Source organism: Streptomyces sp. ME19-01-6 (assembly GCF_033793745.1).
GTDB lineage: Bacteria > Actinomycetota > Actinomycetes > Streptomycetales > Streptomycetaceae > Streptomyces.
The window spans coordinates 437014-455659 of record NZ_JARAXF010000003.1 but is presented as its reverse complement, the minus strand read 5'-3'; the positions used below and the strand labels follow the sequence as shown (position 1 = coordinate 455659).

General features: G+C 72.5%; 20 protein-coding genes. 12 read left to right on the top strand and 8 right to left on the bottom strand.

Features of this window, described 5'->3' with window-relative positions; genetic code table 11:
* Positions 1-90: 90 nt before the first annotated feature.
* Entirely contained in the window at positions 91-1161 is a 1071-nt protein-coding gene (gene dapE / locus PV419_RS08670) for a succinyl-diaminopimelate desuccinylase (RefSeq protein ID WP_319687190.1), read from the top strand.
* A gap of 183 nt (positions 1162-1344) precedes the next feature.
* Positions 1345-2094 (top strand): TIGR00730 family Rossman fold protein, encoded by a 750-nt coding sequence (locus PV419_RS08665; protein ID WP_319687188.1) that lies wholly within the window; start codon positions 1345-1347, stop codon positions 2092-2094.
* A 55-nt stretch (positions 2095-2149) separates the two neighbouring features.
* Here the strand turns inward: PV419_RS08665 and folP are convergent, their stop codons facing one another.
* On the bottom strand, positions 2150-3010 hold the full coding sequence (folP, locus tag PV419_RS08660) for a dihydropteroate synthase (protein WP_319687186.1): 861 nt from the start codon (positions 3008-3010) through the stop codon (positions 2150-2152).
* Between the two features lie 120 nt (positions 3011-3130).
* Between folP and PV419_RS08655 the strand changes: the two genes are divergently transcribed.
* Together PV419_RS08655 and PV419_RS08650 are read left to right on the top strand one after the other, a co-directional pair.
* A complete protein-coding gene (locus PV419_RS08655) occupies positions 3131-3670 on the top strand; it encodes a DivIVA domain-containing protein (RefSeq protein WP_319687185.1) in 540 nt (179 codons plus the stop codon).
* Positions 3667-4260, top strand: coding sequence for a DNA-3-methyladenine glycosylase I (locus PV419_RS08650; RefSeq protein ID WP_319687184.1), 594 nt, complete (start codon positions 3667-3669; stop codon positions 4258-4260). Before PV419_RS08655 ends, PV419_RS08650 begins: the two co-directional genes overlap by 4 nt.
* Before the next feature lie 58 nt (positions 4261-4318).
* Here the strand turns inward: PV419_RS08650 and PV419_RS08645 are convergent, their stop codons facing one another.
* Positions 4319-5122 (bottom strand): enoyl-CoA hydratase-related protein, encoded by an 804-nt coding sequence (locus PV419_RS08645; RefSeq protein WP_319687183.1) that lies wholly within the window; start codon positions 5120-5122, stop codon positions 4319-4321.
* A gap of 370 nt (positions 5123-5492) precedes the next feature.
* Here PV419_RS08645 and PV419_RS08640 point away from each other — a divergent pair, with 370 nt between their 5' ends.
* Positions 5493-5660, top strand: coding sequence for a DUF3117 domain-containing protein (locus PV419_RS08640; RefSeq protein WP_003966491.1), 168 nt, complete (start codon positions 5493-5495; stop codon positions 5658-5660).
* Between the two features lie 127 nt (positions 5661-5787).
* On the opposite strand, the gene PV419_RS08635 is transcribed toward PV419_RS08640, so the two are convergent.
* A complete protein-coding gene (locus PV419_RS08635) occupies positions 5788-6453 on the bottom strand; it encodes an O-methyltransferase (protein ID WP_319687182.1) in 666 nt (221 codons plus the stop codon).
* Positions 6454-6583: 130 nt separating this feature from the next.
* Between PV419_RS08635 and sigE the strand changes: the two genes are divergently transcribed.
* From sigE to PV419_RS08610, 5 genes are all read left to right on the top strand, one after another.
* On the top strand, positions 6584-7366 hold the full coding sequence (sigE, locus tag PV419_RS08630; RefSeq protein ID WP_319687181.1) for an RNA polymerase sigma factor SigE: 783 nt from the start codon (positions 6584-6586) through the stop codon (positions 7364-7366).
* Positions 7363-8271, top strand: a complete 909-nt coding sequence (locus PV419_RS08625) for an anti-sigma factor family protein (protein ID WP_319687180.1) — start codon at positions 7363-7365, stop codon at positions 8269-8271. Before sigE ends, PV419_RS08625 begins: the two co-directional genes overlap by 4 nt.
* 197 nt (positions 8272-8468) lie before the next feature.
* Positions 8469-10403, top strand: a complete 1935-nt coding sequence (locus tag PV419_RS08620) for a S1C family serine protease (RefSeq protein ID WP_319687179.1) — start codon at positions 8469-8471, stop codon at positions 10401-10403.
* A 170-nt stretch (positions 10404-10573) separates the two neighbouring features.
* Positions 10574-11056 carry a sec-independent translocase gene (locus tag PV419_RS08615; protein WP_319687178.1) on the top strand — a complete coding sequence of 161 codons (483 nt, stop codon included), beginning with the start codon at positions 10574-10576 and terminating at the stop codon, positions 11054-11056.
* A gap of 116 nt (positions 11057-11172) precedes the next feature.
* Positions 11173-11862 carry a hypothetical protein gene (locus PV419_RS08610; RefSeq protein ID WP_415925260.1) on the top strand — a complete coding sequence of 230 codons (690 nt, stop codon included), beginning with the start codon at positions 11173-11175 and terminating at the stop codon, positions 11860-11862.
* A gap of 56 nt (positions 11863-11918) precedes the next feature.
* Here the strand turns inward: PV419_RS08610 and PV419_RS08605 are convergent, their stop codons facing one another.
* Genes PV419_RS08605 through PV419_RS08595 form a run of 3 tightly spaced genes read right to left on the bottom strand, consistent with a single transcriptional unit; the run spans position 11919 to position 14962 of the window.
* A complete protein-coding gene (locus PV419_RS08605; protein ID WP_319687177.1) occupies positions 11919-13073 on the bottom strand; it encodes an Mrp/NBP35 family ATP-binding protein in 1155 nt (384 codons plus the stop codon).
* Positions 13074-13116: 43 nt separating this feature from the next.
* Entirely contained in the window at positions 13117-13629 is a 513-nt protein-coding gene (locus tag PV419_RS08600; protein WP_319687176.1) for a DUF1003 domain-containing protein, read from the bottom strand.
* Positions 13619-14962: a magnesium transporter MgtE N-terminal domain-containing protein gene (locus tag PV419_RS08595; protein WP_319687175.1), complete on the bottom strand. Its 1344-nt coding sequence runs from the start codon at positions 14960-14962 to the stop codon at positions 13619-13621. Before PV419_RS08595 ends, PV419_RS08600 begins: the two co-directional genes overlap by 11 nt.
* A gap of 231 nt (positions 14963-15193) precedes the next feature.
* Between PV419_RS08595 and PV419_RS08590 the strand changes: the two genes are divergently transcribed.
* Positions 15194-15949: a hypothetical protein gene (locus PV419_RS08590; RefSeq protein ID WP_319687174.1), complete on the top strand. Its 756-nt coding sequence runs from the start codon at positions 15194-15196 to the stop codon at positions 15947-15949.
* A 72-nt stretch (positions 15950-16021) separates the two neighbouring features.
* On the opposite strand, the gene PV419_RS08585 is transcribed toward PV419_RS08590, so the two are convergent.
* Entirely contained in the window at positions 16022-16561 is a 540-nt protein-coding gene (locus PV419_RS08585; RefSeq protein ID WP_319687173.1) for a hypothetical protein, read from the bottom strand.
* A 500-nt stretch (positions 16562-17061) separates the two neighbouring features.
* Between PV419_RS08585 and PV419_RS08580 the strand changes: the two genes are divergently transcribed.
* A complete protein-coding gene (locus PV419_RS08580; protein WP_319687172.1) occupies positions 17062-17304 on the top strand; it encodes a hypothetical protein in 243 nt (80 codons plus the stop codon).
* A 32-nt stretch (positions 17305-17336) separates the two neighbouring features.
* Here PV419_RS08580 and corA read toward each other — a convergent pair whose 3' ends face one another.
* Positions 17337-18437, bottom strand: coding sequence for a magnesium/cobalt transporter CorA (gene corA / locus PV419_RS08575; RefSeq protein WP_319687171.1), 1101 nt, complete (start codon positions 18435-18437; stop codon positions 17337-17339).
* Positions 18438-18646 lie beyond the last annotated feature (209 nt).

The window sequence follows — 18646 nt, the reverse complement described above, 5'->3', positions numbered from 1 at the left end:
GAGGCCTCGCCACCGCCCCCGCCGGGCCACCGCCACCGACCGCCACCGCGCGGCCGCCGTCGTCGACGGCGACGGGCTAGGGTCGGTTCCATGGCACATCCCGCACTCGATCTGTCCCTGGACGCCGCCCGGCTCACCGCCCGGCTCGTCGACTTCCCCTCGGTCAGCGGCGACGAGAAGGCGCTCGCCGACGCCGTCGAGGAGGCCCTGCGCGCCCTGCCGCACCTGACCGTCGACCGTGACGGGGACGCCGTCGTGGCCCGGACGAACCTGGGGCGGGCGGAGCGGGTGGTGCTCGCGGGGCACATCGACACCGTGCCGATCGCCGACAACGTGCCCTCCCGGCTCGACGGCGACGGGGTGCTGTGGGGCTGCGGCACCTCCGACATGAAGTCCGGCGTGGCCGTACAACTGCGCATCGCCCGGGCCGTGTCCGCCCCCAACCGCGATCTGACCTTCGTCTTCTACGACCACGAAGAGGTCGCCCTCGAGCTCAACGGGCTGCGGCGGCTGGCCGAGCGGCACCCCGAGTGGCTGGCCGCCGACTTCGCCGTGCTGCTGGAGCCCACCGACGGCAAGGTCGAGGGCGGCTGTCAGGGCACCCTGCGGGTGCGGGTCACCAGCAGCGGCAGGCGCGCCCACTCCGCGCGCAGCTGGCTCGGCGAGAACGCCATCCACAAGGCCGCGCCCGTCCTCGACCGGCTGGTCGGCTACGCGCCGCGCCGCGTGGAGATCGACGGGCTCACCTATCGTGAGGGCCTGAATGCGGTGCGTATCGAGGGTGGCCACGCGGGCAACGTCATCCCGGACTCCTGCGTCGTCACCGTCAACTACCGGTTCGCCCCGGACCGCTCCGAGGCGGAGGCGCTCGCGCATGTGCGCGAGGTCTTCGACGGGTTCGAGGTGGAGGCCACGGACAGCGCGCCCGGCGCGCTGCCGGGCCTGTCGCACCCGGCCGCGGCCGCCTTCGTCGAGGCCATCGGCACGGAGCCGGCCCCCAAGGACGCCTGGACGGACGTCGCCTTCTTCTCGGCGCTCGGCGTGCCCGCGATCAACTACGGACCGGGCGATCCGCTCCTCGCACACACCCGCGAGGAGCATGTGGCCACCGCGGCGGTGCTCGAGGCCGAGGAACGGCTGCGGGCCTGGCTCACCGCCTGACCGCGTGACCGCCTGGCTGCCCGGCCGGCCCGCCTTTTTTGAGCGCTCGGTTCTCCCCCGGCTACCGCTGGGAGGTGTCCCCGGCCCGCCGCCCCGACTTGGCTGACGTGCCGAATCGAGGGGCCTACGCTGAACGACAGATCTGCGGCTTATCGGAGGCAGATCTTGGCGAAGGGAGCACACATGGGCAACGCCGAGGACGAGCGAACGCTGCAGGAGCAGCGTGAGGGTCCGGTCGTGCGCCGACGCCACCAGATGCGGCCCGGCACGACCGACCAGCGGCTGCTGGACACCCAGGGGGCGACCCACTGGGTGCACGAGGACCCGTTCCGGGTGCTGCGCATCCAGTCGGAGTTCGTCGAGGGCTTCGGCGCGCTCGCCGACCTCGGCCGGGCGGTCAGCGTCTTCGGGTCCGCCCGTACGCCGGAGGGGGCGCCGGAGTACGAGGCGGGGGTCCGGATCGGGCGGGCCCTCGCGGAGGCGGGGTTCGCGGTGATCACGGGCGGCGGCCCGGGGGCGATGGAGGCGGCGAACAAGGGCGCGTGCGAGGCGGGCGGGGTCTCCGTCGGGCTCGGCATCGAGCTGCCGTACGAGCAGGGCCTCAACCCGTATGTCGACATCGGCGTGAACTTCCGCTACTTCTTCGTGCGCAAGACGATGTTCGTGAAGTACGCGCAGGGCTTCGTGGTGCTGCCCGGCGGGGTCGGCACCCTGGACGAGTTCTTCGAGGCGCTCACCCTCGTCCAGACCAAGAAGGTGACCCGCTTCCCGATCGTGCTCTACGGCAGCGCCTACTGGGAGGGCCTGGTGGGCTGGCTGAAGGACACGCTCGTCGCGCAGGGCAAGGCGAGCCCGGTGGACCTGGAGCTGTTCCGCCTCACCGACGACGTGGACGAGGTGGTCGAGCTGATGACGAAGGAGTCCGGCGGCTGAGCCCACGGCGACTCCACCGCGTCCCACCCGTCGGCTGACGTGTCGCCCGGCGCCGTCAGGCCAGGCCGCGCCGGGCGACCGCCGGGGGCCGGTGACCGGCGATGGACGACACCATGTCCAGCACCTGGCGGGTCTCGGCCACCTCGTGCACCCGGTAGACCCGCGCGCCGAGCCAGGCCGAGATCGCGGTCGTCGCGAGGGTGCCGAGCAGCCGCTCTTTGACCGGCCGGTCCAGCGTCTCGCCCACGAAGTCCTTGTTGGACAGCGAGACCAGCACAGGCCAGCCGGTCTCCGCCAGCTCGCCGAGCCGCCGGGTCGCCTCCAGTGAGTGCCGGGTGTTCTTGCCGAAGTCATGGCCCGGGTCGATCATGATCGACTCGCGCGCCACGCCCAGCTCGACGGCGCGCCGCGCGAGCTCCAGCGTGACCCGCAGCACGTCGGCCACCACATCGTCGTACGCGACCCGGTGCGGCCTGGTGCGCGGCTGGGCGCCGCCCGCGTGGGTGCACACCAGACCGGCGCCGTGCCGGGCCGCGACCTCGGCCAGCTTGGGGTCGACCCCGCCCCACGCGTCGTTGAGCAGATCCGCGCCCGCCTCGCAGACGGCCTCCCCGACCTCGTGGCGCCAGGTGTCCACGCTGATCACTACGTCGGGGTGGCGTCGGCGCACCTCGGCCACGAAGCCGACGGTACGGCGCACCTCCTCGGCGGTGCTCACCTCCTCGCCGGGACCGGCCTTCACCCCGCCGATGTCGACGATGGCGGCGCCCTCCGCCACCGCCTGCTCGACGCGGGCCAGGGCGGGCTCGTCACGGAAGGTCGCGCCCTGGTCGTAGAAGGAGTCCGGCGTCCGGTTCACGATCGCCATGATCACTTGTTCGTTCTCGCCGAACTCACGCCGTCCGAGCCGTAGCATCCGCACTTCCTCTCACTTCCTCCCCAGAGGGGCTGCCAGCGACGATAACTGTCGGTGGGGCATGGCACGATCGAGGCAGACTGGTAGGACGTACGCGCGCACCCCGGGGAGACGATCGTCGTGTTTTGGTTCTTGCTGATCGCGCTGGTCGTGGTGGTCGGCGCGGTCACAGTCGCGGTCGTCGGGGGCGGTGACGGCGGCGCGCTGGCCGAGGCGCCCCCCGACCGGCTCGATGACGCGCTGCCCGCCGACCGGCCGCTGGGCCGGGCCGATGTGGAGGCCCTGCGGATCCCGATGACCGTGCGGGGCTACCGCATGGCCGACGTCGACGATGTGCTGGGCCGGCTCGGCGCCGAGCTCGCCGAGCGCGACGCCCGGATCGCCGAGCTGGAGACGGCCCTGGCCGGGGCGCGGGCCTCGGCACACGGCGGGCCCGGCCTGCTGCGGCACGACATCGCCCCGCCGGGCCTTCCGCCGCATGACATCGCCCCGCCGGGCCTTCCGCACGATCTGCCCCCGCCCGGGCTGCCCACCCACGACCTGCCTGCCCACGGCCTGTCCCCGCAGGACCCACCCCCGCACCATCCGCCCGCGCCCGACGTCCCGCCGCGCGGGCCGGAAGGGGAGGGCGCCAGGACTGAGCGGGAGGGAGGGGCATGAGCGCCGGGGAAGCGGTGCCGGGGCCGGACGGGCTGCTGCGCTGCCCATGGGGGCTGGAGGCCGAGACCATGGCCGACTACCGCGCCTACCACGACACCGAGTGGGGCCACCCGGTCCATGGCGACGACGCCCTGTTCGAGCGGATCTCGCTGGAGGCGTTCCAGTCCGGCCTGTCCTGGCTGACGATCCTGCGCCGCCGCGAGGGCTTCCGCGACGCGTTCGCCGACTTCAAGATCGCAGCGGTCGCGGAGTTCACGGAAGCGGACGAGCAGCGGCTGCTCGCCGACCCCCGCATCATCCGCAACCGGGCCAAGATCTCGGCCGTCGTGGCAAACGCGCGGGTGGCCGCCGAGCTGGCGGCGGGCGAGCTGGACAAGCTGATCTGGTCGCACGCCCCGAACCCGGTCGGCCGCCCGGCGCCGCGGACCTTCGCCGACGTCCCCGCGATCACCCCGGAGTCGACGGCGCTGTCCCGTGACCTCAAGAAGCGCGGCTTCCGCTTTGTCGGCCCGACCACCGCCTACGCCCTGATGCAGGCGTGCGGCCTGGTCAACGACCACCTGGCCGACTGCCACGCACGGGGCGCCTGACCCGGTCCACGGTCACTCGTGGCGAACCGAGCCTTCAGAAAAGGGCGGGCGCGGGCGCTCAGCGTCCGGTGAAGTGGGGCTTCTGCTTCTTGACGAAGGCGTCCACCGCGGCCAGGTGGTCCGCCGAGGCCCCCGCGCGCCGCTGCAGCTCGTCCTCCTTGGTCAGCGCCTCGGTGAGGCTGTGCCCGGCCGCGTAGGCGAGGGATTCCTTGATCGCCGCATAGGCCGCGGTCGGGCCCTCCGCCAGCCGCCGGGCCACCGCCGCCGCCTCGGCGGCCAGCTCCGCTGCCGGGACGACCTTGTTCGCGATGCCCAGGTCGTAGGCCTCCTGCGAGCTGATGGAGCGCGGGAAGAGGAGGAGGTCGGCGGCGCGGCCGTGGCCGATCAGCCGCTGCAGGGTCCAGGAGACGCCGGAGTCGGCGGTGAGGGCGACCCCGGCGAACGAGGTGTTGAACGAGGCGGTGTCGGCGACGACGCGGTAGTCGGCGGCGAGGGCGAAGCCCGCGCCCGCGCCCGCCGCGACCCCGTTGACCGCGGCGACGACCGGCTTCGGCATCCCGGCGATGGCGGTCACGATCGGGTTGTAGTGCAGCCCGACGGTGCTCATGGTCGAGCCCTCACCGTGCCCCGCCCGGTCGGCGGCCAGCAGTTCGATGTGCTCCTTGAGGTCCTGGCCCACGCAGAAGGCGCGGCCGGTGCCGATGAGCAGCACGGCACGTACGGCCGGGTCGCCGGCGGCCTGGAGCAGGGCGTCGCGCAGGGCGATCTTGGTGTCGATGTTGAGCGCGTTCATGGCGTCGGGACGATTGAGGGTGATCGTCGCGAGTCCGTCGGTCAGCTCGTAGAGCACGGTGTCGGCCATGGCGGGTCCTCCGGGGCGGATGGTTCGCGGCTCGGGTGGCGCCGCACCGGCGGCCCGGTCCCGGGCCCCGGCGCGGCGGTCAGCGCTCAGCATGCCGAAAGATCGGCGCGACCGACATGTGACCTGCGTCAAAGAATCCGGCCCTTCTTGGGCCACCGCCGCGACGCGCCCCGGGCATTGGCGCCCGTACGGTATCGCGACCCCTCCCCGAATTGGGTGGTTTTGGGTGAGCGCGTTGCGCAGGGGTTGCCGACTGATGTTGGTCATCGGGTCGTGCCATGCGGGATAATGACAGGGAAGCAACGTGTTCGATGCCGGTGACGCCTGGGTTGTCGGCTGCGATGAGCTGGTTTCAGGAAGGGGAACGAGCATGGCGGCCATGAAGCCGCGGACGGGCGACGGCCCGCTCGAGGTGACCAAGGAGGGGCGGGGCATCGTCATGCGCGTTCCGCTCGAAGGCGGCGGTCGACTCGTCGTCGAGCTGACACCGGACGAGGCCGACGCGCTCGGCGACGCCCTGAAGAAGGTTGTCGGCTGAAGCCATCGGTCCCACCAACCACCCGTGTGCCGCCCCGGCGGCCGGTATGGACATACCGGCCGCCGGGGCGGTGCTTTGATCAGAGGTGCTGTGCTCGGCGGCGCGCTGCGATCAGCGCTTATCCGTGCTACCCGCGCTTGACCGCGCAGAGCAGTCCGTCGCCCACGGGCAGCAGGGACGACTGCAGCACGGTGGACTCCCGTACGGTGCGCAGCAGCTCGCGCAGGCGCAGCACCTCGGCCGGCTGCACCGCGGAGTCCACGGTCCGCCCGTTCGCGAAGACGCCCTCGAAGCAGACCAGCCCGCCGGGCCGCAGCAGGCGCAACGATTCACCGAGGTAATCGAGGCACTCGGAGCGGTCGCCGTCGCAGAACACCAGGTCGTAGCCGCCGTCGGCGAGCCGCGGCAGGACGTCCAGCGCGCGGCCGGGGATGAAGCGCGCCCGGTTCCCGGTGAAGCCGGCGGCCCGGAACGCCTGCCGGGCGAACTGCTGCATCTCCGGCTCGGAGTCCACGGTGGTCAGCACGCCGTCCGGCCGCATGCCGCGCAGCAGGTGGATGCCCGAGACCCCGGCCCCGGTGCCGATCTCGGCGACGGCCTTGGCGTCCGCGGCGGCGGCGAGCAGGCGCAGCGCCGCGCCCGTGCCGGACGACACCGAGCGCGTCCCCGCCTCCCGGGCCCGGTCACGGGCCCAGCGCAGGGCTGCGTCCTCGGCGACGAACGCATCGGCGAACGCCCAGCTCGTCTGCCGGTTGGCGGTAATGGCCCTCTCCTGTCCCCGTAGTTGACGCAAGCGTGACTGTAGCCGCTGCGCCCGGGAACCCGCAGATGGGACCGGGCGTTGGAAGGGAAGGGGGGAGCATATGGATCACGAACAAATGCAGGTCAAAAATGCTTATCCGGAGCTAACGGGCGAGGTGGATATGGTAGGGGCTCTACTGGACACCACCAGAGCCGACAGGGGAGGTGCGGCTGCGGCCGGTGACCGGGGAGTGCTGAGGCGCTTTCGCAGGTCAGCGGGCGAGCCGAAATCCGTGACCAACACTGCTGACCGTCCTCGTTCCGTCGATTCCGCTACGACCGCGACCTTCGCCACCGATGCGGATGCCCCGGCGTGGACACCTCCTACCTGGGAGGAGATCGTCAGCACGCACAGTGCACGGGTCTATCGCCTCGCGTATCGCCTCACCGGCAATCAGCACGACGCCGAGGATCTCACCCAAGAGGTCTTCGTCCGCGTCTTCCGCTCGCTGTCCACCTACAGCCCCGGCACGTTCGAGGGCTGGCTGCACCGCATCACCACCAACCTCTTCCTCGACATGGTCCGCCGCCGTCAGCGCATCCGCTTCGACGCGCTCGGTGAGGACGCGGCCGAGCGGCTGCCCAGCCGCGAGCCCTCTCCCCAGCAGCACTTCAACGACACCCACTTCGACGCCGATGTGCAGCAGGCCCTCGACACCCTCGCGCCGGAGTTCCGCGCGGCCGTCGTGCTCTGCGACATCGAGGGGCTGTCCTACGAGGAGATCGCCGCGACCCTCGGCGTGAAGCTCGGCACGGTCCGCAGCCGGATCCACCGTGGTCGCTCGCATCTGCGCAAGGCCCTGAAGCACCGCTCGCCCGAGGCCCGGGCCGAGCAGCGCACGGTGACGGCGGTGCCCCGCCCCGCCGCCGCCCCCCGGTTGAGCGGGGAGGTCGGAATCGCGTGACCCGGTCAGGCGGTCAGTCCCCCGCCGAGCAGCATCTCGGCGACCGCCTTGCAGCTCTGGTCGATGGCGAGCTGGGGCATGACGCGCGTGAGCGTGTGCTCGCACACCTCGCCACGTGTTGCAAGTGCAAGGCGGAGGCCGACGCTCAGCGGCGGCTGAAAAATGTGTTCGCGCAGACGGCGCCCCCCGCTCCCTCGGAGGGCTTCCTGGCGCGGCTCCAGGGCCTGCCGGGCCTGTCGGCGGACGACGGTGACAGCGCCGGGGGCGACGGCTCGCCCTTCGGCGGCTCGAGGGTCTTCGGCATCCCTGACACCCGGGACGTTCGGGGTGTGCATGAGGCGCGGGAGCAGGCCTTCGCGTTTTTGCCCACGGGCCGGGCGGTAAGCCCGGCCGCTTCGTCGCTCGCCGTCCCGCGCGAGCGCGGCTTCCGGATCCATGAGGTCGGGCGCCCCGCCGCGCGCCGGCGGTTCGCCTTCGCGGCCGCGGGGGCGGTGTCCCTGGCCGCGTTCGCGCTCGGCGGCGCGCTGCCGCTGGACGCGGCGGTCGACTCGCCCGGGAGCCAGGCGGAGGGCGCGGACACCGCGGTGAACCCGGTCGGCGCCAGCTCCGTGGTCGAGGAAGCCGACGCCATGGGGGTGCGCGAGCGCACCCGCCGTGAGGTGGGGCTGCTGGATGTGGCGGCCCCAGTGGACACGACCTCCCCGAGTTCGACGCACTCCCGGACCCTCAACGAGGCCTCCGGTGGTGTGCCGGACCCGCTGATCCAGCCGATCCTGGCGGCCACCCGGCTGCTGCGCGCCGCGGCGGCCAAGCCCGCGGCTCCCGCGCCGACCCAGATGGCTTACCCCTCCCAGCCGGCGACGCGGACTCCGGCGTACCGCGGGTTCAGCGCGCCCCCGGAGTAGCAGGGGGCTGACGGGCGCGCCCCGGCCCGGTGGCCGGGGCGGTGTGGAGCTGGTGCCGGGGGTGGCTCCTGGCGTACGCACTGCGCGGGCGTTGGCGGACCTGATTGAATCGCTACCGGGCAGCGCCACCCGGTGGCGGTGGCGGCTGTCCCGAGGCGGCGCAGTCCGCGCCGTGTCGCGGGAAATCTGGGGAGATCATGGACGAGGGGAAGGCCACCGGGCCCAAGCCGAAGTGGTGGAGCCGTCCGGTCACACGACCCGGCCGCCGGTCGTCAGCCGAGGTCGAGCCGCAGCCCGCGGGAGACACCACGGCCGCGGATCCGGCGGCGGGCGCGGCTGACGGCGACGGCGGGCGCGCGCCGGGCTCGGCTGACGGTGCGTCGGCCGCCGGGGCCGAGCCCGGGTCGGCACCTGCCCAAGGCCCCGCCGACAACGCTGTCGGTGACGGCGTGTCGGACCAGTCGCCATCGCCCGCGGCCGGTGGCCACGGCGGTGATGGCGGAGGTGGCGGTGACGGAGCCTCGGCGGGCGCCGACTCCGGTGCGGAGGAAGGGCGGGCCGCTCATCCGCTGCACGCCCCCGATCCGTACAGCACACCGCCCTATGGCGGACCCGGCCCCTGGGCGCCCGCCCCTCCCGTGCAGCGGCCCATGCCGACCCCGGCCCATGGCACCCACCTCCCGCCCGGCGTCCACCCGGGCGCGACGCCCGCGCACGGGACCCAGCTGCCGCCCGCGGCGGCCCAGACGGTGCCGCCGCCCGGGATGACCCCCGCCCATGGCACCCAGCTTCCGCCGCCCGGGATGACCCCCGCCCATGGCACCCAGCTTCCGCCGCCCGGGATGACCCCCGCCCATGGCACCCAGCTCCCGCCGGGCGCGCAGGCGGACCCGGGCGCCGCCACCGCCCAGTTGCCGCAGCAGGCCGCCGGGCAGCCCCCGCAGCCCCAGCCGGGACAGGCCGCGCAGTGGCAGCACTACGACCCGTGGACCTCGGCGCCTGACGTGCCGCCACGGAAGGCGTCCCGCCGCCGCGGCCTGGTCGGGGCCGTGCTGATCGCACTGATCGCGGGGTGCCTCGGTGGCGGCATCGGCGCGTATCTGGAGCACGAGCGGACCACTGAGGACAGCGTGGTGCAACTGCCGCAGGCCCCGGCCGACAAGGGGGCCGTGGATCCGGACAGCGTCTCGGGTATCGCCGCGCGGGCGCTGCCGGGCGTGGTGACCATCCATGTCAGCGGCGGCGCGGAGCAGGCCACCGGCACCGGCTTCGTGCTCGACGAGCAGGGCCACATCCTCACCAACAACCACGTCGTGGAGCCCGCCGGTTCGGGCGGCGACATATCGGTGACGTTCAACGGCGGCGAGGTGGCGGACGCCAAGGTGGTCGGCCGGGACAGCGGCTACGACCTGGCGGTCATCAAGGTCGACGGTGTCTCAGGACTGCACCCGCTGGCCCTCGGCAACTCCGACTCCGTGCGCGTCGGCGACCCCGTCGTGGCGATCGGCGCCCCCTACGACCTGGCGGGCACCGTGACCTCCGGGATCATCAGCGCCAAGGAGCGCCCCATCACCGCGGGCGGCGAGCAGGGGGACGGCAGCGACGTCAGCTATGTCGACGCGCTGCAGACCGACGCCCCGATCAACCCCGGCAACTCCGGCGGCCCGCTGGTGGATTCCAAGGCGCGGGTGATCGGCATCAACAGCGCGATCCGCGCTGCCGACGACGGTTCGGGGCTCGGCGGCAGCCAGGGCGGCAGCATCGGCCTGGGCTTCGCGATCCCGATCAACCAGGGCAAGCGGGTCGCCGAGGAGCTGATCAACACCGGCAAGGCCACCCACCCTGTGATTGGCGTCACGCTCGACATGGAGTACGCGGGGGACGGCGCGCGGGTGCACACCCGGGGCGCCGACGGCTCGCCGGTCAACCCGGGCGGCCCGGGGGACGAGGCCGGAATCAAGGCCGGTGACATCATCACGGAGGTGGACGGCGTACGGGTGCACAGCGGCCAGGAGCTGATCGTCAAGATCCGCAGCCACCGCCCCGGCGACCGGCTCCGGCTGACGCTGCGCCGGGACGGCCGGGAGCGGGCGATGGAGCTGACGCTCGGTTCGGCCAGCGGCAGCGGCTGAGCGCCCGGCGGCTGAGTGCCAGGGGGCACCTCCCAGCGGTAGCTGGGGGAGGGTGATCCCAAGCGGCCGACGCCCGATGTTGGTCCGGGTGTCTCCCGCCCTGCCCCTGCCGACAGGTACCGTGTTCAATGGCCTGGACCGTGGCCACAGACGTCACAAGGAGCTGCAAGGTGTTCTTCGACATAGGACCCCTCGAGCTGATCGCGCTCGTCATCCTTGCGGTGCTCGTCTTCGGCCCGGAGAAGCTCCCGAAGGTCATCCAGGATGTGGCGCGGTTCATACGCAAGGTGAGGGAGTTCTCCGACAACGCCAAGGAGGACATCCGCTCCGAGCTGGGCCCGGAGTTCAAGGACTTCGAGTTCGAGGACCTGAACCCGAAGAACTTCGTCCGCAAGCATGTGCTCGACTCGGACGAGCTGGGCCTCAAGGAGATCCGTAACGGCTTCGACCTCCGCAAGGAGATGGCCGAGGTCGCGGACGCGGTGAACGGCCGGGAGAGTGATGTGGCACACGGCTCTTCCGGTTCTTCCCCAGCCTCCCCGTCCGGCGGCGGATCCGGTACCGAAGGCGGCTCCAGCACCCCTGACCTGCTGCGCAAGCGTGAAGAGCCGAGGCGCGAGGAGCGCCCGCCTTTCGACTCCGACGCCACTTGACCCCCCGTATGCCCGGCCTGGTTGACCCGTATGGCTATCCTCCCTTTGTCCGGGGTGAGGTCGCCTGAGGGGGGCGGGCCGCCCACGACGCAGGGCAACGAGGAGGCTCCGCGCAGATGGAGACGACGAGTCGGCTAGGGGTGCAAGGGGTGGCTGGTACACCGGGCGCGTCCGCCGAGGACGATGCGTCGGCCGCTCAGGGGATCCCCGCCGACGCTCGGCGGAGGGTCGACGGCTATCTGATGGCCGCCTTCCCGTGGTACGGCCTTGACGAGGCGTTCACGGGGCGGCGCTGGCTGATGCAGGTGGGCGCGGCCGCGGACGGCACGGTCGAGCACGGCTCCACCGGGCACGGCGACGAGCCGTCGCTGCGCGCGGAGACCGAGCCGGAGCAGCAGCGCTTCACGGTCGTGGTGACCGTGGCCAGCCGCCCGGTGCGGGACAGCGCGGACGGCACGGGCGTGCTGGAGGCCACCTCGGTCTCCTCGGCGGCCTGGCTGGCCGGGTCCGGCCTGCTGTCGTCCACCTGGCCGACGCGCATGGAGCGCGCGCTGCGCCAGGACTGGCTGGACCAGCAGACCGCAATCGCCTGGGAGCTCGCGGACGACCTCGACGGCCCGAGCTGGTCGCAGCTGTCGCTGCCGGTGGACGGGGTGCCGACGGACTTCCACTACCGCGAGTCGGAGTACGGCTGGGTGCTGGCCGGATCCGCCCGCGAGGGCGTGCACATCGGCGCGTACGGGCGCGGGATGAGCGCGTACGGGCTGGGCTTCGCCGTGGTCAAGGACATCACCGCGTACGAGTAGCACGCGCGGATGGGGGCGGCCCCTTGAGGAGGCCGCCCGCCACCCTTCGCGCGTGCTCAGAACTTGTTGCGCGGCGTGATGCCCAGCGACATGCCCGCCAGCCCGCGCTGCCGCCCACCGAGCTTGCCCGCGATGGACCGCAGCGCGCTGCCCGCAGGGGAGTCGGGGTCGGTCAGCACGACCGGCTTCCCCTCGTCGCCGCCCTCGCGCAGCCGCACATCGATCGGGATGGCGCCGAGCACCGGCACCGTGGCGCCGGTGGCCCGGGTCAGCCCGTCGGCGACCGTCTGGCCGCCGCCCGTGCCGAAGACGTCGACCATCTCGTCGCAGTGCGGGCACGGCAGCCCGGACATGTTCTCGACCACGCCGACGATCTTCTGGTGGGTCTGGACCGCGATCGAGCCCGCCCGCTCGGCGACCTCGGCGGCGGCCTGCTGCGGCGTGGTGACGACCAGGATCTCGGCGTTGGGCACGAGCTGGGCCACGGAGATCGCGATGTCTCCGGTGCCCGGCGGCAGGTCGAGCAGCAGCACGTCCAGATCGCCCCAGTAGACATCGGCCAGGAACTGCTGGAGTGCTCGGTGCAGCATCGGCCCGCGCCACACCACCGGCGTGTTGCCCGGCGTGAACATCCCGATCGAGATGACCTTCACGCCGTTGGCCGACGGCGGCATGATCATGTTCTCGACCTGGGTGGGGCTGCCGTCGGCGCCCAGCATGCGCGGCACCGAGTGGCCGTAGATATCGGCGTCCACGACGCCGACCTTCAGGCCGTCGGCGGCCATCGCCGCGGCCAGGTTGACCGTCACCGACGACTTGCCGACGCCGCCCTTGCCGGACGCCACCGCGTACACCCGGGTCAGCGAGCCCGGCTTGGCGAAGGGCACCTCGCGCTCGGTCTGGCCGCCGCGCAGCGAGGTGGCCAGCTCACGCCGCTGCTCGTCGCTCATCACATCCAGCTCGACGGTGACCCCGGCCACTCCGGCGACCTTGGCCACCGCCTCCTGCACCCGGGCGGTGATCGTCTCGCGCATGGGACAGCCGGAGACCGTGAGATAGACCGCCACCGCGACCGTCCCGTCCGCCGCGATCTCGACAGATTTGACCATGCCGAGATCCGTGATCGGCTTGTGGATCTCCGGGTCGTTGACCGTCGCGAGCGCGGCGCGTACCGCGTCCTCGCTCGGTGTGGGGGCAGTGTCGGTAGCCATAGGGAGATGGTACGGCGCGCCCGGTACTCAGCGGTAAGGGCCGTCAGCGGTCGTGTTCATCACGGGGGGCGGGAGACGGGGCGGCCCGCCCCTTCTCCACGTCCTTGATCAGGTCCTGGAACTCGGAGCGGATCCAGTCGCGGGTGGCCACCTCGCCCATGCCCATCCGCAGCGCCGCGATCTCCCGGGCCAGGAACTCGGTGTCGGCGATGGACCGCTCGTCCCGGGCGCGGTCCTGCTCCAGGGTGACCCGGTCGCGGTCGGCCTGCCGGTACTGGGCGAGCAGGATCAGCGGGGCCGAGTAGGAGGCCTGCAGCGAGAGCATCAGCGTCAGGAAGATGAACGGGAAGGAGTCGAACCGCAGCCGCTCCGGGGCCAGGATGTTCCAGCCGAGCCACACGGCGACGAAGACCGTCATCCAGGCGATGAAGCGGCCGGTGCCCAGGAAGCGGGCGATCCGCTCCGACGCACTGCCGAACGCCTCCGGGTCCCAGCGCGGCAGCCGGACGCGGCGGCGCTCCCTGGGCCGGTCGAGCCGGGCTCCCTCACCGGCCATCGGGGACCTCCGGCCAGCCGCCGGGGGGCTCGGGCCGACTGCCGGGGACGGTTGGCGGGCCGCCGGGGACCGCGGGCGGGGCCATGCCGTACAGCTCCCGCTCCCGCCAGTCGGGCGGCAGCAGGTGGTCGAGCACGTCGTCGACGGTCACCGCGCCGAGCAGCGAGCCGCTCTCGTCCACGACCGGCGCCGTGACCAGGTTGTACGTGGCCAGATAGCTGGTCACACCGGGGAGCGGGGCCTCGGGCGGCAGCGGCCGCAGATCGGTGTCGACGACCGAGGCGACGAGGGTGTACGGCGGCTCGCGCAGCAGCCTCTGGAAGTGCACCAGGCCCAGGTAGCGGCCGGTCGGCGTCTCGTCCGGTGGCCGGCACACATACACCTGCGCGGCGAGCGCGGGGGTCAGGTCCTGATTGCGCACCCGCGCCAGGGCGTCCGCGACCGTCGCGTCGGGGCGCAGCACGATCGGGTCGGGCGTCATCAGCCCGCCCGCCGAGCCCTCCTCGTACGACATCAGCCGCCGCATGTCCGCCGCGTCCCGCGGCCGCATCAGGGCCAGCAGCCGCTCCTTGTCCTCCTCGGGGAGCTCGGAGAGCAGATCGGCCGCGTCGTCCGGGTTCATCGCCTCCAGGACGTCGGCCGCGCGCTCCTCCTGCAGCTTGCCGAGGATCTCGACCTGGTCGTCGTCCGGCAGTTCCTCCAGGACGTCGGCGAGCCGCTCGTCGTCCAGCGCCGCGGCCACCTCGCCGCGGCGCTTCTCCGAGAGGTGGTGCAGCACATTGGCGAGGTCCGCGGGGCGCAGCTGCTCGAAGGTGGCCAGCAGGTTCTCCGCGCCCTGCCCCTGTTCCTCCAGGGAGAAGCCGGTGACCGCGGACCAGTCGACGGTCAGCGTCTCCCCGCGCCGCCGCAGCGCGCCCGACCTGCCGCGCCGCACGAAGACCTTGTCGATCTGCCAGTCCCGGCGCGCGGGCAGCTGTGCCATGGCCACGTCGAGGACGGTGACCTCCTCGCCCGTCTCCACCAGCCGTACGGTGCGGTCCAGCAGCTCGCCGAGTACCAGGGTCTCGGTCGGGCGCTGCTCGAAGCGCCGCATGTTGACCACGCCCGTCGTGATGACCTGGCCGGACTCGACACCGGTCACCCGGGTCATGGGCAGGAAGATCCGGCGGCGGGTGACCACCTCGACCACAAGACCCAGGAGGCGCGGCGGCCGCCCGCCCAGGCGCAGCATGGCCACCAGATCGCGGACCCGGCCCACCTGGTCGCCGTTCGGGTCGAAGACGGGAACACCCGCGAGGTGCGAGACGAACACCCTGGGGGCGCCTGCGGGCATGTCATGCGCCTCCCTGTGCCATGAGCTCTTCTGTCGATGGCGATGCCATTTGTGGCTACATGCGGCTATCGCTTCGAATGCCGGGTTCAGGCTAGCGCGCCCGGCCCTGCCCTGCCGCTGGACGAGCGCTCACAGCTACCGCTGGAGGTACCCCTCCTACGGCACTGTGCCGACACCTCTGGACGGCACCGGTAGGGTGCCCCTGCACCGGCTTCAGGAGGCAGAGCAGACGTGCGCACCCGGAACACGGCTGTCGTGGCGGCGATGTGCGCGGGGTTGGCCGCGACGCTCGCCGGATGTGGCGGCGACGGCGGCGGTGAGGACCCCGACGCGGGCACCAACGGCGTGGGCAAGCTGCCCGCCGCCAAGATCGAGGCCAGAGCCCGGAAGGCCGCCGGAGACGCCGAGGCGGTACGCCTGTCCGGCAAGCTCGTCACCAAGGGGCGCACCTACAAGGTCGACATGCGGCTCAAGACGGACGGCGGCACCGGCCAGGTCTCCACCGAGGGCAGCACCTTCCAGCTGCTGCGCGTCGGCAAGGACCTCTACCTCAAGGCCGACGCGGGCTTCTGGACACACAAGAGCGAGGGCAGCGGCGGCGGGCAGAGCAGCGCCGACGCGGCGGCCGCGGACAAGCTCGACGACAAGTATGTGAAGGTGCCGGTCGGCGACCCCTCGTACAAACGGCTCAGCGGCCTGACGGACAAGAGCCTGCTGCTCGACGGGCTGCTCGGCCTGCACGGCGAGATCTCCACGGGCGGCCGCGGCACGGTCGGCGGCGTACGGACCATCCGGATCCGCGGCGGCGAGGGGAGCGGCGGGGCGCTCGACGTCTCCCTGAAGGGCAGGCCGTATCCGCTGCGGCTGCAGCGGGCGGGCGACGCGGGCGTCATCCGGCTCGCCGACTGGGACAAGGACTTCACGCTGGCCGCGCCCGACAAGGGCGACGTCGTGGACTACGGACAGCAGATCCCGAGCGGTACGTAGCGCCTCCGGCGGTGCGCGGCACCACGGCGGTGCGCGGCACCACGGCGGTGCGTGGGGCCCAGGTGGGCCGGCTCAGCGGGCCTTGCGCGCGCGGGCTCGGCGGCCGAGCAGCTTGGGGAGTGCGGCGGGCATCAGGCGGCGGGTGGTGGCCGGGCTCGGCGGCGGGGGCGCGGCCAGGGAGCCGGACGGCACCTCCTCGACCGGGGCGGACGCCGGCTCCAGGCGCAGCACCCGGCACTCACGGGCCCAGCGCTCGGCGATCCGTTCCGCGTCCGGGGCATTCAGCCGCTTGCCCTTCAGTTCGTCGACGGCGGCCGTCCAGACCTCGCTGCCGGGCGCGAGTTCGGCCACCCGGGCGGGCCAGGAGACGAGCCGCCCGCCCTTGTCCTTGCTGCGCACGGTGACGGTGGCGGCGCCGCCGTCCACCAGGCCGAGGCCGCTCAGGGGCTGCTCCCCGGGGCCGTCCCCGACCAGACAGACCGCGCCCTCGTGCCACACGTGCCACAGCGCGCGGTCGGCGGCCTGAGCGCCGTCCGCGCCCCGGACCCAGATGAGGGCGGACTTCTTGGCCGCTTCCTCGATGAGGGCGCGGTCCAGCGGGGTCTGCGTCATGTGGACCAGCGTAGGCCCTGTCTCCCCGATCCCGGCGGGCCATTGACGGGTGGCCTGCGGAGATCGGGGCGACAGGGCCTGTTTCGCGCAGAGGCCATGACCGTCGGCGCGCTCACCGTTCCTGAGCAGTGGGCGGGTGTGAGCCCGCACACTGGCACGCCCCGAACGGTCTTGGGCGCTCCCCCAGCTACCGCTGGGAGGTGCCCCCTGGTCCCCGGCGTACTCGACCCCGGGGCGGCGACACGGATCCCGTCCGTGGTCCGTTCCCGGGAGGCCGGTTCTCTGTGCGACCTGGCCTGTGGGCTCGGCCAGAGGCGACGGGGAGGCCCTGAACCATCACTCCGGTGGAGCAGGGGCCCCGCACGCTGGCGCCGAACCCGGCGTCCCAGATCGCGACTTCACGCTGCCCCGCTACGCAGGGAACACAGCAACCCCGGAAGCCGACCATCACCTGAACGAGCGAACTCACGCGCTTCGGGACGTGGCTGCCCAGCCTGCACATGACCTCCGTCGCCTCGTCGACCGCGCTCGTCACCACGTCCCCGATCTGGGCCGCGCTGCTGCTGCGGTTGCTGGGGCCGTCCATCACCTCGACCGCGCTGCTGCTCGAGACGCCGGGCGCGGCCCTGATCGCCGCCCTCTGGCTGGGCCAGACGCCTCACGCGGTGGCTTACCCGGCGCTCGCGGTGATCCTCGTCGGCCTCGCGCTGGTGGTACCGGCGGACCGCAGAAAGCCGAGTTGAGGTCAGGCCGAGCCGAGGTCGGCTTCCCCGAGTTATAGCCAGCCGTTGCGCTTGAATCCGCGGTGGATCACAAAGCAGATCGCGACCGTGACGACGAGCACCGACGGGTAGCCGAACTTCCAGCGCAGCTCCGGCATGTAGTCGAAGTTCATGCCGTAGATCCCGGCGATCATCGTGGGCACGGCGAAGATCGCCGCCCAGGAGGTGATCTTTCGCATGTCCTCGTTCTGGGCCACGGTGGCCTGCGCCAGATTGGCCTGGAGGATCGAGTTGAGCAGGTCGTCGAAGGCCAGCACCTGCTCATTGACCCTCGCCAGGTGGTCCGCGACGTCCCGGAAGTACTTCTGGATGTCCGGGTCCACCACCCGCATCGGCCGCTCACTCAGCAGCTGCATCGGCCGCAGCAGCGGCGAGACGGCCCGCTTGAACTCCAGCACCTCGCGCTTGAGCTGGTAGATCCGCCCCGCGTCGCCGCCCCGCCGGGAGCTGGCCGCCGAGAAGACGTCGATCTCGACCTCGTCGATGTCGTCCTGGACGGCGTCGGCGACCGCGAGGTAGCCGTCCACGACCTGGTCGGCGATCGCGTGCAGCACTGCCGAGGGACCCTTGGCGAGCAGGTCGGGGTCCTCCTGGAGGCGGTGGCGCAGCGCGCGCAGCGAGCCCTGGCCGCCGTGCCGGACGGTCACGATGAAGTTCCGGCCGGTGAAGCACATGACCTCGCCGGTCTCCACGACCTCGCTGGTGGCGGTGAGTTCGGCGTGCTCGACGTAGTGGATCGTCTTGAAGACGGTGAACAGGGAGTCGTCGTACCGCTCCAGCTTCGGCCGCTGGTGCGCCTGGACCGCGTCCTCCACGGCCAGCGGGTGCAGCCCGAACTCCTGTGCGATGCCCGCGAACTCGCGCTCGGTGGGCTCGTGCAGCCCGATCCAGGCGAAGCCGCCCTCGGCGCGCGCCCGCTTCATGGCCTCGGCCGGGCTGCAGTGGTCGCTGACCCGCCGCCCGTCGCGGTAGACGGCGCAGTCGATCACCGCGCTGGAGACGGAGGGGTCGCGGGTGGCGTCGTAGTTGCTGGTCGTGCGGGTGCGGCGCAGGGCGGGGCGGACGGCTGCGCGCAGGTCACGGATCATCGACATGACGGGCTCCTTCACGGGCCGGCCGTCAGCGGCGGGCGCGCGGCGCAGCGCGGCCCGGAAGGTGGACGTACGGGCTCCGGTGGCCGTACGTCCGCAAAGCGGGCGGCACTCCGTGCGATGGCGCTGACGGAAGTTCGCGGTCAAAAAAGAGACAAAGCGTTACGAAGGCGCTCTACCGTCAAGTGCCCTGGATGCAATCAACTTCACGT